This is a genomic window from Streptomyces sp. CoH27, from assembly GCF_020181035.1.
GTDB lineage: Bacteria > Actinomycetota > Actinomycetes > Streptomycetales > Streptomycetaceae > Streptomyces > Streptomyces camelliae.
Genome location: NZ_JAIQYY010000030.1, coordinates 51,187 through 63,274 on the forward strand (window position 1 = coordinate 51,187; position 12,088 = coordinate 63,274).

A 12,088-nucleotide genomic window follows, 5' to 3' on the forward strand; every position below is an offset into this window, starting at 1 on the left:
GCCTACTTCGCCTGCGCGATGTCGGTGTCGATCTGCGCGGCCGTCTTCTTCAGGCCGGACTTCAGATCGGTGACCTTGCCGCTTTCGTAGTCGTAGCCGAACTGCTGGATCGTCACCAGGTACTGGCCGCCGTTGACGGAGGCGGGGGTGGTGGCGGAATCCGGGTCGGCGGCGATGTCCAGGAAGGTCTTGAAGCGGGGGTCGTACGTCAGCTTCGGGGACTTCAGGGCGGCGAGTGTGGAGGGCACGTTGTGCAGGTCGTTGGAGAACCCGACCACCGCGTCCGTGTCCGTGGTCATGTACTTCACCAGCTCCCAGGCCGCGTTCTGCTTGTGGCTGGTGGCGGCGATGCCCGCGATGGTGCCGGTGATGTAACCCTTGCCGTACTGCGCGGCCTGGTCGTCGGGCACGGGCAGCGGGGCGACCCCGATGTCGAAGCCCGGCTTGGCGGCCAGCGCCATCCCGAGCCGCCACTCGCCGTCGAGCTGCATGGCGACCTGACCGGTGTGGAAGGGGTGCTTCGGACCCCACTCGTCACCGAGGGTCGACCGGAACCTCTCCAGCTTCCGGAATCCGCCGAGTTCGTCCACGAGCCGCTTCTGCAGGGTGAATCCCTTGTCGAAGGCGGGGTCCTTGGCGAGGTTCGACTTTCCGTTCTTGTCGAAGTACGTCGGCGAGAACTGCGCGAAGTAGTGCTCGGTGGTGGATTCCCAGCCGTGGTAGTCCGGCATGAACCCGAGCTGCTTGTAGGAATCCCCGTCGGGAACGGTCAGCTTCTTGGCGTCGGCCTCGAACTCGCTCCACGTCTTGGGCGGTCCGGCGATGCCGGCCTTCTTGAAGGCGGTCTTGTTGTAGTAGAGCCCGTACGCGTCACCGAGCAGCGGGACCGTGCACCGGTCGCCCTGGAACTGGGTGTACTCGTTCATCGTCTTCGGGAAGGTCGCGGCGGGATCGATGCCGGACTTCTTGAAGAAGGGGTTGAGATCGACCAGCGCGCCCGAGGAGCAGAACTTGCCCACGTTGTTGGTGGTGAAGGAGGAGATGACGTCCGGGGCGTCGCCGCCGCCCGACCGCAGTGCCTGATTGATCTTGTCGTCGGTCATGTCGCCGACGATGTGCACATGGATGTTGGGGTGCGCCTTCTCGAAGCCGGCGACGAGCTTCCTGACCGCCTGCACCTCGTTCGGCGCGCTCCAGGCGTGCCAGAAGTTGATCGTCGTGTCCTTCGAGGCGTCGTCCGTGGCGCCGGAGCCGGACTGCCCCGTACAGGCGGTGGTGAGCAGGGCGAGGGTGGCGGTGAGGGCGAAAGCCGCTTTTCGGGCAGCTGAGGGTATGGCTTCGGGCATGGCGAGGTCTCCCAGGGACGGGGTCGGGAAAAACGGGGGGTGGGGGGCGCTCTAGCGCGAGGTGTCGAAGACCTCGTCGCGGGTGGTGCCGAGCGCGGACTCCAACGCGCCGCGCAGGACGGGGTGTTCGTGGACGTCGCCGACGACCAGCCGGGGCCGGGCCGCCGCCAGCTCCGCCAGCTCGGCCTGGACGAGGGCGCGCAGCACCTCGCCGCCGGCCGTCAGGATGGAGCCGCTGAGGACGACGAGTTCGGGGTCGAGGACGGAGACGAGCGAGGCGAGACCGGTGGCCAGCCGGGTCGCGTAGGTCTCCAGCAGCTCCCGGTAGGGGCCGGAGGCGTGATCGGCGGCGCGGGCCACGAGTGCGGTGGCGGCCTCGGCGTGCGGCCCCGGCGGTACGTCCGTGATGCCGAGCTCGCGGGCCAGCGCGGGCACGGCCTGGGAGCCGGCCAGCTCCTGGTAGCCGCCGCTGTTGGCCTTGGTCACCTGGCGCACCAGGGGCGTGCCCGGCACCGGCAGGAAGCCGACCTCGCCGGCGCCGCCGGTCCAGCCCCGGTGCAGCCGGCCGCCGAGGACCAGGGCGGCGCCGAGACCCTCCTGGCTCCACAGCAGCACGAAGTCGCCGTGTCCCTTGGCGGCGCCGAGCCGCTGTTCGGCGAGGGCGACGAGGTTGACGTCGTTCTCGTACTCCACCGGCATCGGCAGGGCGGCGGCGAGCTCGTCCAGCAGCGTGGGGGAGTGCCAGCCGGGCAGGTGGGAGGCGTAGCGCAGCCGCCCGGTGGTGGGGTCGAAGGCGCCGGGGGTGCCGATGACGAGCCGGTGTACGTCGGCCCGCGCGAGCCCGGCAGCCTTCACCGCCCCGTCGAGCGCGTCGGTGACCTGCTGGACGACGGGCCGCGCGGGATGCCGCCCGGGGGTGGGCAGCTCGTACTCGCCCACGGTCCGGCCGGTGATGTCGGCGACGGCGGCGCGGATGCGGTGCGGGGCGACGTCGAGCCCGGCGGCGTACGCGGCGGCCGGGTTGACCGCGTACAGCTGGGCGCTGGGGCCGGGGCGTCCCTCGCTGGTGCCGGTGACCCGGACCAGTCCGGCCGCCTCCAGACGGGCCAGCAGCTGGGAGGCGGTGGGCTTGGACAGTCCGGTGAGCTTGCCGATCCGGGTGCGCGACAGCGGCCCGTGCTCCAGCAGGAGGTCCAGGGCGGCGCGGTCGTTCATGGCGCGCAGGACGCGCGGGGTGCCCGGCGTACCGGCGGTTCCTGCCATGGGGTCCACACCTGCCTCTCCAGCCGCCCAGCTTCTCAGTGACCTGGCCGGACGTCCAGTCTTGATCACCGGCCGCCGGAAGATCACTGTTAGGAAAGTTTCCTATCGCGGTGCGAGGAACGTAAGCCCAGGACGAAGGGGGCGTCAATAGACAACGCCCCCGAGGCGACGGAGTCGTTGTCTCGGGGGCGGGTGCCGGGGGTTCAGTTGTCGAGGAAGGGGGTGGTGTCGAGGGTGGGGTAGGGGGCGGGGAGGGGGAGGGGGTCGCCGAGGTCGACCGGGGTGTCCACGTTGTAGTACGCCCCTGTGGGGTCGTCACTCGGGAGAATGGGGTCCCTATAGCAGTGGGCAGTCTTCGCGTTGCGGTTGATCAGAACGTAGGCGGGGATACCGGCGGCAGCGTAGGTGCGGAGTTTCGGTCCGGTGTCCGCCCAGTGATTGGATGACGTGACTTCGCCGACCAGGGCGATCATGTCAACCGGGTACCAGCCCTTGTTGGCCTTGCGATACGACTCGTCGAGTTCCGAGGCCTTACGGCGACGCACGTAAAAGTCCGGAATGAGCAAGGCCATGGTGCTGCCGTCCTTATGGGCGGCGCGGTAGCCGCAGCCGAAGCCGACGAGGCGGAAACCGGCTGTGCGGAACTGGTAGTACAGTTCGCCGATGCCGTCGTTGTGGTTTTCGTCAGGTTGCGGCGGCACGATGACCGTCCCCTCGACATACTCGGGTCGAATCGGCGTCGGCGACGCTTCTTCGATCACGCTCAACAGGTCGATGGGGTCCACCTGCATCACGACCCTCTCCATGATGGGTTCGGCGCTCATCCCTGGTTCTCCTCGTCACGCTGATGCCAGGCTAAGCCCGCGCTGGGCGCCCCGGCAGAACGATGGGGCACCCCGCACGCCCTCCGCGCCGGAATGCCCCACCTGTTCACTCGAACGAGTGTGCTGAACCGTTCCGCTATTTCCCCGGCGGAGCCGACTGCTGCGGAGCGATCGGTGCCGTCGCCTTCGCCTGCGCGGAGTCCGCGTTGGAGAAGGCCGACGGGGCCGCGACCGACGCCGTCGGGTCGGGGGTGTCCTCCGCGTCCTCCACCGAGGTCGCACCGCCCACGATGCGGATCCGCGCCTCGTCGAAGGCCCGCTTGATCCGCCAGCGCAGCTCGCGCTCGACCGACACCGCCTTGCCCGGCATCGTCTTCGCCGAGACCCGGACGACCATGGAGTCGATCAGCACCGAGTCCAGGCCGAGGATCTCGATCGGGCCCCACAGCAGCTCGCTCCAGGGCTCTTCCTTGCTCATGTGCTCGGCGACCACGTCCAGGGTCTCCTTGACCTTGTCCAGGTCCTCACCGGAGCGCACGGTCACATCGACCCCCGCCGTCGCCCAGCCCTGCGAGAGGTTGCCGATGCGCTTGACCTCGCCGTTGCGGACGTACCAGATCTCGCCGTCCGAACCGCGCAGCTTGGTCACGCGCAGCCCGACCTCGATCACCTCGCCGGTCGCGACGCCCGCGTCGATCACGTCACCGACGCCGTACTGGTCCTCCAGGATCATGAACACGCCGGACAGGAAGTCCGTGACCAGGTTCCGCGCGCCGAAACCGATCGCCACGCCGGCCACGCCGGCCGACGCCAGCAGCGGGGCCAGGTTGATCTTGAAGGTGGACAGCACCATCAGCGCCGCCGTACCCATGATCAGGAAGCTGGCGACCGAGCGGAGCACGGAGCCGATCGCCGCCGACCGCTGCCGGCGCCGCTCGGCGTTGACCAGTAGCCCGCCCAGCGCGGTGCCGTCCACGGCCTGCGCGGTCCGGGCCATCCGGTCGATCAACTTGGTGATCGCCCGCCGCACCACCGCTCTGAGGGCGACCGCGGTGACCACGATCAGCAGGATCTGCAGACCCATCGCGAGCCACGTCGACCAGTTCTGCTCGACCCAGCTCGCCGCATTCGTCGCGCTCTGCTGAGCGTCCTGGAGCGAGGGAACGGCCGGTTCCGTCGACCCCGAGGGAGAGGGGGTCGGCGACGCACCGGCGGCCAGCAGGACGACGGGCAAGGACGACACGGCAGGTACCTCCAGGTGCTGCACGGTCCGTACCGGCGGGGCGGTCAAGGGGTTCACGGACTTTCAAGGTCACGAAAAGATCACCGGTCGGACATGACCACCACACTAACGGGGCATTGTGTGTGACCCCTCCGGATCCGCCAAGGAGAGGCACAGGAGAGACCGGGGTCACCGTGGCTTGAACAGGGCGTGCGCCTGGGGATGTATCGGGTGTGGTCGAAAACACTCCCAGCCCGTTACCGGGACATGGTGGCGCGTTCACCAGGCATGAGGGGAGACTGACTGCAGATCGTCCCGGCGCGAGCCACGCGCCGCCGACGCCCAAGGAGGCCCCCGTGCCGCATGTCCTGGTCCTCAACGCGTCGTACGAGCCGCTCGGCGTCGTACCGCTCCGCCGCGCGCTCGTCCTCGTACTGGAGAACAAGGCAGTCGCCTTGGAGGAATCTGGCGCCTATATGCACAGCGCGACCGTCACAGTCCCCGCACCCAGCGTGGTCCGGCTCAAGCGATTCGTACGGGTTCCCTACCGGGGGCCCGTTCCTCTCACCCGCCGTGCGCTCTTCGCCCGCGACGGGGGCCGGTGCATGTACTGCGGTGGCGTCGCAACCAGCGTCGACCACGTCATCCCGCGCAGTCGCGGGGGCAAACACGTCTGGGACAACGTGGTGGCGTCCTGCCGCCGCTGCAATCACGTCAAGGCCGACCGCCACCTCGTCGAGCTGGGCTGGCGACTGCGGCACAAACCGGCTCCACCCACCGGACTGGCCTGGCGCATCATCGGCACCGGGCATAGGGATCCGCGCTGGCTGCCCTACTTGCAGCCGTACGGCGCGGACGATGCCATGGCCCGGATCGACGGCATCTCAGCCTGACGATCCGGGCCTCTGCGTCTCTGTCACCCACCCCATCGGGCCCCGCGTCGCGGACACGGGGCCCGGCGGCCCGCCGCGCTCAGTCGAACCAGCTGACCTGCACGATCACGAGACGCTCGCCGCGTACGTCCGTCAGGTACGTCAGCATGAGCAGACCTCGGGATTCCATGCGCACTCCGGGTCCCGTTCGTCGGGCATCATTCCGGCCCGGGCCCACGCCGGCGCCATTCCCGTCACTCCTCCGTCCGCGCGAGCGGATCCGTACCGCAGAGGGTGAGGGCAAGGCCCCACTGAGCCCAGACGGTCTTGCCGACGCCGTCCGTGACTCCAAGACCCCCGACGGCCCCATACTCCGCCTCACGCCGAAGACCTGGACGGAGTTCACAGCATCGCTGCGTTGAGCCGCGCGAGGTCAGGCGGCGACGCCGCGGCTTCTCAGCAGTGCGGTGTACGCCGCCTCGGCAGCGCGTCCTTCGACGGTTCCGGGCGGAGTGTGGGTCAGGAACGCGTCGGTGTTCCCGTGGTGCAGGATCGCGCCTCCGTGCATGACCGTGACGTGGTCCGCCTCTTCCGCGAGGTCGGCGACGTCGTGCGTGGACAGCAGAACCCGTACGTCGCCGGTGAGTCCGCGCAGGATGTCGCGGAAGACCCGTCGCTGGTACGGGTCCATCCCGGCGGTGGGCTCGTCGAGCAGCAGGACCCGGGCTCCGTGCACGAGCGCCCCCGCGACACCGACGCGCCTCAGCTGGCCGCCGGAGAGCCGGCTCGTACGGGCGTCGGACTTGTCGGCCAGATCCACGCGCGACAGGGCCTTGCGAGCCTGCTTCCAGGCGTCGGCGCGGTTCATGCCCTTGAGCCAGCCGATGTAGGCCACGTACTCGCGCGCGGTGAGCGTGGGCACGGGCACGATGTCCTGCGGCATCCAGGCCACGGCCCGCCGGTACGTCGCTGTGCCCGCCGGCGCGCTGTCCAGGGCCACCTGCCCCTTCTGCGGCCGGGTCACCGAGGCCGCGAGCTTCAGCAGCGTGGACTTGCCGGCACCGTTGGGGCCGAGCAGCACCGTGAGGCCTTCCGGCAGGGCGTAGGAGAAGTCCCGCAGGACCGGCTGCTTCCAGCGCCGGTAGCCGTAGGTGCAGTTGGCGAGTGTGAGTGTCACGCTGTTTTCCTCGACGAGCGGATCTGGGCGGCGAGGCCGATGGCGAACACCACCAGTGAGGCGCCTGCCGCGAACGGGTCGTTCGCGGGCAGCGCGATGACGGTCCAGATGTGCGGGACGTTCCCGCGGAACCCGACGACCACGACGGTGACCAGCCAACCCACGGGGAACATCACCGCCGCCTGGCCGGCCCATGCCCGCCCGAGCAGCATCAGGCCGGTCAGGAACAGGGCGTTGCGGCCCCCGGTCATGGCAGCGGCCGCTCCCTGCACGGCGGCCACGGCACCGCTGCACAGCACCGCCGCAGCCATGACCGCGATCACGAGCGCGTTGTCGAGCCGGGTCGTGGACCGCACACCGGAGGTCTCGGCCGCGGGAAGCCGTGATTCCAGCATCGCCATCAGGAAGGCGAGCAGCGGCACGGGGACGAACAGGGACAGCGCGACCCGGGGGCTGCCGACGATCGACGGCAGCAGCACCGTGGTGTCCTGCACCGCGTACAGGGCGACGGCGAAGACGGCCAGGGAGAGCGGCAGCAGCGTGTGCCCCTTGCGGGCCTTGAACCACCACCTCACGACGTCTTCGCCTCGCATGTGTCGAGCGTCCGCCTGATCCACTCGGCCTGCTCGGCCCGCGGCTCGGCCAGCACGCGGTCGACGTCCGCCCGGACCTGCTTCTCCACCTGCCGGGCCACGGGGTCCAGGCCCTCCTGCACCCGGCGCATCTCGTACGCCTTCTCCTGGCCGGTCCTCGCGGCTCCCCACAGCCAGGCGGTGTGGGCGGTGCGGACGTCGACCTGCTTGCAGCGGAAATGCAGGGCACGGACCACGACCTGGTACACGGCATCACCCCGCGGCACCGGACGGGTCAGCATCATGCGCCACACCGCGTCCGTGGACGGCTTCTGCCGGCGTCCGTCGACGTAGGCGTCGGTGATCAGACGGGGCCGCGCCGAGGTCGCCCCGGCTGCCCGCAGCTCCGTCAGGGCTTTCGCGGTGTCGCGCTGGACCTGGGGCAGATACGGCGCGTTGAACTCCGGTACGCACATGCGCGGCGCGCTGCCCGCGCACGTCATCGCCACGTTCCCGGTGGTGAGGGGCGGCGTCGCCGGCCAGTCGGCGGACATGCGGTAGGCCCCGAGGACACTGCCCACGGCGACCACGGCCGCGAGCGTGATCCGCAGCACCCGCCATCCGTAGGGCAGCCAGAGGATGATCAGCCCGACGGCTGTGCCGCCGGCCAGCAGCACGGGCACCGCCACCGTGACGAAGTCGGGCACCTCTCCGAAACCGAAGGTGCCGAACTGCCCGGAGACATGGCGAGGCCAGTAGGGCAGCACCGACCTGGTGAAGGCGACGGCGATCCAGTCGGCCACGGCCAGGATCGGCGTGGCGATGATCCGGGGGACCCAGCAGCCGACGGCGAATCCGAGGACGGCGTGCGCGACGCACAGCACCATCGCGGCGAGGGGCAGCCGCAGGCTGTCGAGGCTGGGCATCGTCGCCGACCGCGCGAGGGAGACCGCCGCGGGGAGCAGCAGAACCAGCCACGCGAGCACGATCACCGGGGCGAGGGCATTCGCCGCGATCCGGTAGCGCGACCGGGCCGGGGCCAGCGCCCATACCCGTGCGCTTTTCAAGCGGCCGCTCTCCCAGCAGGCCAGTGCGGCGGCCACCGCGTAGGCCAGTGCATAAAGTGTCTTCAGCGGCTCTGCGACAATGGTCGGCGCGTAATGGTAATAACTTGAAAGGGGGGCCGTTTCACCGACGACATAGTAAAGAGCTGTCAATAGGAGAACGGGCAGTGCGGCCCACCGTACGCTTCCGCTGCGCAGGGTGGTGCTGAAATTCATCGAGTCTCACCGAGCCACTTGTCGGCCGAGGAGGGATGCTCTCTACGGGGCACCCCTCCGGGTTGGATCGTCAGTCGGCCTTCGTGGTGTCCACCGAAACCGAGCGCACGCTCAGCTGCGGGCCGAAGGTGGAGCCCCCGATCTTCATGATCTGGAAGTAGTAGTCCCGCATGCCGGACGGCAGGTCGGTCCACTCACCGTTGCTGGTGCCGCCGCTGAAGCAGGCGGTGAACGTCTTGTTGTCGTAGGACTCGTCGGGCTGGAACGCGATGTCGTTCCATATCTGCACGTCAGTGCTCTTCGAGCCGTCGGTGGTGCAGCCGGTGAAGAGGACCTGCGAGTACAGCTCGTCCGACCAGCGCCGGGACTCGAAGCCCACGCTGGCGCCGGTGATGGAGCTGCTCCAGTTGGCCTCGGCGATGGGAGCCAGGGCGAGAGTGATCATCGCTGTCATGCCGGTGACCAGGGAAATACGCGCGCTGCGCTTCATTATTTCTGTTCCTTCTCTTTCGAAGCACGAGGCAGGTGCTCGTGAAGACAGGAAACACACCCCCCACACCCCCCATCCCCCGTGCGGTTAAGGGTTCTTGACCCGCGACGGAAAGGTATCGACTTCTTCCATGGAAGGTCAAGTTTTCGTTTGCCTGGCCGTCATCTTCTTTGTTTTTGCGCGCGACATTTTGCCTGTTTTGTTGTCAAGAGGGTGCATCAAGTTGACCCATATTGCCCTTGATAACCAAGGTGTGCGGACGCCGTCGCGGGGTAGGCCTGCCGTAACCCGTTCAAAGCCCCACCATCCGACCGGCCTGCCGAACACGAAGGAGACACCGTGCCCGCACCGGCCCGACTGACGCTCCCGGCCCAGTGGAAACCTCTGGCGGAGCCCGCCGCCCCGACCGGCGAGGCGCCCGCGTGCGTCTTCAGCGCGGAGAGCACCTGCGCCCAGGCTCCGCTCACCAGCGAGCCGCCGCTGCCCGACGCCGAGCCCCTGACCAGCGAACCCCCGCTCGCCGAGACAGCCCCGCTGACCAGCGAGTCCGACCCCGTCCCGGACTCCTTCGGCCCGGGGCTGTAGATGGCCGAGGCGCACGACGAGCCTGCCGAGCCGCAGCTGGCCCGGCTCGCCGAGCTGCACGGGGTCGCGGTCTCCTACAGCCCCGCCCCCGGTCGTACCGTCCCGGTCCCCGCCTCCGCCGTGGCCGCCGCGCTGGCCGCCCTCGGCGTCGACATCGACGCGGGCGCCCCGGACGTCGTAGGCGCCGCCCTCGCCGCCCGGGAACGCGAACTGCGCGAGCGCCTGCTGCCGCCCACGCTGGTCCACTGGACCGGCGCCCCGCCGCCCGCCGCCCTCACCGCACTCCCCGCCGGCACCCGGCTCACCGTCGAGACCGAGCAGGGAGAGGAGCGCGAGTGGGACGGGGTCAGCGAACTCCCGCTCGGCGTCCACCGGTTGACCGCCCTCGCCCCCGACGGACGTACCGGCCGCGTCCACCTCGTCGTCGCCCCCGACCGGCTGCCCACCCCGGCCGGCCGCACCCACGGCCTCCTCGTCCAGCTGTACTCCCTGCTCTCGCGCCGCTCCTGGGGCATGGGCGACCTCGGTGACCTGGCCGAGCTGGCCGGCTGGGCCGGGCGAACCGCCGGCGCCGGATTCGTGCAGGTCAACCCGTTGCACGCGGCCGTACCGGGCGCCCCCACCGACCCCTCCCCGTACCGCCCCTCCTCCCGCCGCTTCCCCGACCCCGTGCACCTGCGGATCGAGGACATCCCCGAGTACGCGTACGTCGAGCGAGCCGAGGACCGTGAGCGGCTCGGCGGTCTGCTGGAGCGGGCCGGACGGCTGCGCGCCGCCGTGCTCGACAAGGGCGTCCTCATCGACCGGGACGCCGTGTGGGAACTGAAGCGGGAGGCACTGGAAGCGGTGGTGGCCGTCCCGCTCGCCCCCGGCCGCCAGGCCGCCTACGACGCTTTCCGCGCCGCCCACGGCCAGGCCCTCACCGACCACGCCACCTGGTACGCCCTCGCCGAGATCCACGGCTCCGACTGGCACGCCTGGCCGGACGGGCTGCGCGACCCCCGCTCGGCCGCGACCGCGCGGGCCCGCGCGGACCTCGCCGACCGGGTCGAGTTCCACACCCGCCTCGCCTGGCTCACCGACGGCCAGCTGCGCACCGCCCAGCGGGTCGCGGCGGAGGCCGGGATGGCGGTCGGGATCGTGCACGACCTCGCCGTCGGCGTGCATCCGCAGGGCGCCGACGCCTGGGCGCAGCAGGACGTCTTCGCCGTCGGCATGTCCGTCGGCGCCCCGCCCGACGCCTTCAACGCCCGCGGCCAGGACTGGGGCCTGCCGCCCTGGCGACCCGACCGGCTCGCCGCCACCGGCCACGCCCCCTACCGCGACCTGCTGCGCGCCCTCTTCCGCTACGCCGGCGCCCTGCGCATCGACCACGTCATGGGCTTGTTCCGGCTGTGGTGGGTGCCGCGAGGCAGCGCGCCCACGGAGGGCACGTACGTCCGCTACGACGCCGACGCCATGCTCGCGATCCTCGCCCTGGAGGCCGACCGCGCCGGAGCCGTCGTCATCGGCGAGGACCTGGGCACCGTCGAGCCGGGCGTGCGCGAGACGTTGCAGCGGCGCGGGGTGCTCGGCACCTCGGTGCTGTGGTTCGAACGGGACTGGGAGGGCGACGGCCGCCCGCTGCCGCCTGAGCGCTGGCGCGCCGACTGCCTGGCCACCGCCACCACCCATGACCTCCCGCCCACCGCCGCCCGCCTCACCGGCGAACACGTCGGCCTGCGCGACCGCCTGGGCCTGCTCGCCCGCCCGGCCGCCGAGGAGCGGGCGGAGGCCGACGCCGACACTGCCGAGTGGCTCGCCCTGCTCGGCAGCCTCGGTCTGCTGGACCGGCCGGCGGCCGGACCGCCCGGCTCCGACGAGGAGGAGGAGATCCGCGCCGTCCACCGCTTCCTGCTGCGCACCCCGGCCCGGCTGATCGGGATCTGGCTCCCGGACGGCGTCGGCGACCGCCGCCCGCAGAACCTGCCGGGCACCTGGGACCAGTACCCGAACTGGCGGCAGCCGATCGCGGACCGCGAGGGCCGCCCGGTGCCGCTGGAGGACCTGACGGCCGCCCCCCGAATGCGCGCGCTGCTCTCCGTTTTCGCGCAGGTCAAGGACGGGTGAGGGGGGCGTATGGGACCCCGGGCGCGCGGCCGTCCGGGTGGTTCGCTAACTTGAGATCGTGGACAAGAAGAACGCCCTGCGCGCCGGCGCCCTGGCCGCCGGTACGACGCTGATGATGCTGCTCATGTCGTCCCCCGCGCTCGCGCTGACCCGCGACGACGGTGACGACCCCGGCAAGGGCCTGAGCGTCATCCAGACGCTGGGCCTCTATGTGGTGATCCCGCTCGCCCTGTTCGCCGTCATCGCCGGTCTGGTGATGGCGCTGGACAAGTCCAAGATCAGGACCGTCAAGCCCGCCGCCACCGGCGCCAAGGCGAAGGCCGACGCCAAGGCCTGACCGCACCCCGG

At 70.5% G+C, this 12,088-nt stretch carries 13 protein-coding genes; 5 read left to right on the forward strand and 8 right to left on the reverse strand.

What is annotated here, in order from left to right; translation table 11 throughout:
- Positions 1 to 2 precede the first annotated feature (2 nt).
- The 4 genes from LE548_RS37245 to LE548_RS37260 all read right to left on the reverse strand — a co-directional run bounded on the left by LE548_RS37245 (position 3) and on the right by LE548_RS37260 (position 4,676).
- The gene (locus tag LE548_RS37245) at positions 3 to 1,346 is read right to left on the reverse strand and encodes an ABC transporter substrate-binding protein (RefSeq protein WP_225101467.1); all 1,344 of its coding nucleotides are present in this window, start codon (positions 1,344 to 1,346) and stop codon (positions 3 to 5) included.
- A gap of 51 nt (positions 1,347 to 1,397) precedes the next feature.
- On the reverse strand, positions 1,398 to 2,609 hold the full coding sequence (locus LE548_RS37250; RefSeq protein ID WP_225101468.1) for an ROK family transcriptional regulator: 1,212 nt from the start codon (positions 2,607 to 2,609) through the stop codon (positions 1,398 to 1,400).
- Between the two features lie 203 nt (positions 2,610 to 2,812).
- Positions 2,813 to 3,433, reverse strand: coding sequence for a Uma2 family endonuclease (locus LE548_RS37255; protein ID WP_225101469.1), 621 nt, complete (start codon positions 3,431 to 3,433; stop codon positions 2,813 to 2,815).
- 136 nt (positions 3,434 to 3,569) lie between these two features.
- The gene (locus LE548_RS37260; RefSeq protein ID WP_225101470.1) at positions 3,570 to 4,676 is read right to left on the reverse strand and encodes a mechanosensitive ion channel family protein; all 1,107 of its coding nucleotides are present in this window, start codon (positions 4,674 to 4,676) and stop codon (positions 3,570 to 3,572) included.
- 335 nt (positions 4,677 to 5,011) lie between these two features.
- On the opposite strand from LE548_RS37260, the gene LE548_RS37265 reads away from it, so the two are divergent.
- Positions 5,012 to 5,548, forward strand: a complete 537-nt coding sequence (locus LE548_RS37265; RefSeq protein ID WP_225101471.1) for an HNH endonuclease — start codon at positions 5,012 to 5,014, stop codon at positions 5,546 to 5,548.
- A gap of 167 nt (positions 5,549 to 5,715) precedes the next feature.
- Positions 5,716 to 5,949 (forward strand): DUF397 domain-containing protein, encoded by a 234-nt coding sequence (locus LE548_RS37270; RefSeq protein WP_225101472.1) that lies wholly within the window; start codon positions 5,716 to 5,718, stop codon positions 5,947 to 5,949.
- A gap of 11 nt (positions 5,950 to 5,960) precedes the next feature.
- Here LE548_RS37270 and LE548_RS37275 read toward each other — a convergent pair whose 3' ends face one another.
- The 4 genes from LE548_RS37275 to LE548_RS37290 form a co-directional block, all read right to left on the reverse strand.
- Complete coding sequence (locus LE548_RS37275) at positions 5,961 to 6,704, reverse strand: ATP-binding cassette domain-containing protein (protein WP_225101473.1); 744 nt, start codon at positions 6,702 to 6,704, stop codon at positions 5,961 to 5,963.
- On the reverse strand, positions 6,701 to 7,297 hold the full coding sequence (locus tag LE548_RS37280; protein WP_225101474.1) for a hypothetical protein: 597 nt from the start codon (positions 7,295 to 7,297) through the stop codon (positions 6,701 to 6,703). Before LE548_RS37280 ends, LE548_RS37275 begins: the two co-directional genes overlap by 4 nt.
- Positions 7,276 to 8,343 carry a hypothetical protein gene (locus tag LE548_RS37285; RefSeq protein WP_225101475.1) on the reverse strand — a complete coding sequence of 356 codons (1,068 nt, stop codon included), beginning with the start codon at positions 8,341 to 8,343 and terminating at the stop codon, positions 7,276 to 7,278. Before LE548_RS37285 ends, LE548_RS37280 begins: the two co-directional genes overlap by 22 nt.
- Positions 8,344 to 8,626: 283 nt before the next feature.
- Complete coding sequence (locus LE548_RS37290; protein ID WP_225101476.1) at positions 8,627 to 9,046, reverse strand: hypothetical protein; 420 nt, start codon at positions 9,044 to 9,046, stop codon at positions 8,627 to 8,629.
- Between the two features lie 339 nt (positions 9,047 to 9,385).
- On the opposite strand from LE548_RS37290, the gene LE548_RS37295 reads away from it, so the two are divergent.
- From LE548_RS37295 to LE548_RS37305, 3 genes are read left to right on the forward strand one after another with little or no spacing between them, the layout of a single operon-like run.
- Positions 9,386 to 9,631, forward strand: coding sequence for a hypothetical protein (locus tag LE548_RS37295; protein WP_225101477.1), 246 nt, complete (start codon positions 9,386 to 9,388; stop codon positions 9,629 to 9,631).
- Positions 9,632 to 11,740, forward strand: coding sequence for a 4-alpha-glucanotransferase (gene malQ / locus LE548_RS37300; RefSeq protein ID WP_225101478.1), 2,109 nt, complete (start codon positions 9,632 to 9,634; stop codon positions 11,738 to 11,740).
- Positions 11,741 to 11,798: 58 nt separating this feature from the next.
- Complete coding sequence (locus LE548_RS37305; protein ID WP_225101479.1) at positions 11,799 to 12,077, forward strand: hypothetical protein; 279 nt, start codon at positions 11,799 to 11,801, stop codon at positions 12,075 to 12,077.
- Positions 12,078 to 12,088 lie beyond the last annotated feature (11 nt).

What these genes read in the sequence shown, in the direction of transcription:
- LE548_RS37245 (WP_225101467.1), bottom strand. Translation starts at nt 1,346, where the DNA reads ATGCCCGAAGCCATACCCTCAGCTGCCCGAAAAGCGGCTTTCGCCCTC.
- LE548_RS37250 (WP_225101468.1), bottom strand. Translation starts at nt 2,609, where the DNA reads ATGGCAGGAACCGCCGGTACGCCGGGCACCCCGCGCGTCCTGCGCGCC.
- LE548_RS37255 (WP_225101469.1), bottom strand. Translation starts at nt 3,433, where the DNA reads ATGAGCGCCGAACCCATCATGGAGAGGGTCGTGATGCAGGTGGACCCC.
- LE548_RS37270 (WP_225101472.1), top strand. Translation starts at nt 5,716, where the DNA reads ATGCGCACTCCGGGTCCCGTTCGTCGGGCATCATTCCGGCCCGGGCCC.
- LE548_RS37280 (WP_225101474.1), bottom strand. Translation starts at nt 7,297, where the DNA reads ATGCGAGGCGAAGACGTCGTGAGGTGGTGGTTCAAGGCCCGCAAGGGG.
- LE548_RS37290 (WP_225101476.1), bottom strand. Translation starts at nt 9,046, where the DNA reads ATGAAGCGCAGCGCGCGTATTTCCCTGGTCACCGGCATGACAGCGATG.
- malQ (WP_225101478.1), top strand. Translation starts at nt 9,632, where the DNA reads ATGGCCGAGGCGCACGACGAGCCTGCCGAGCCGCAGCTGGCCCGGCTC.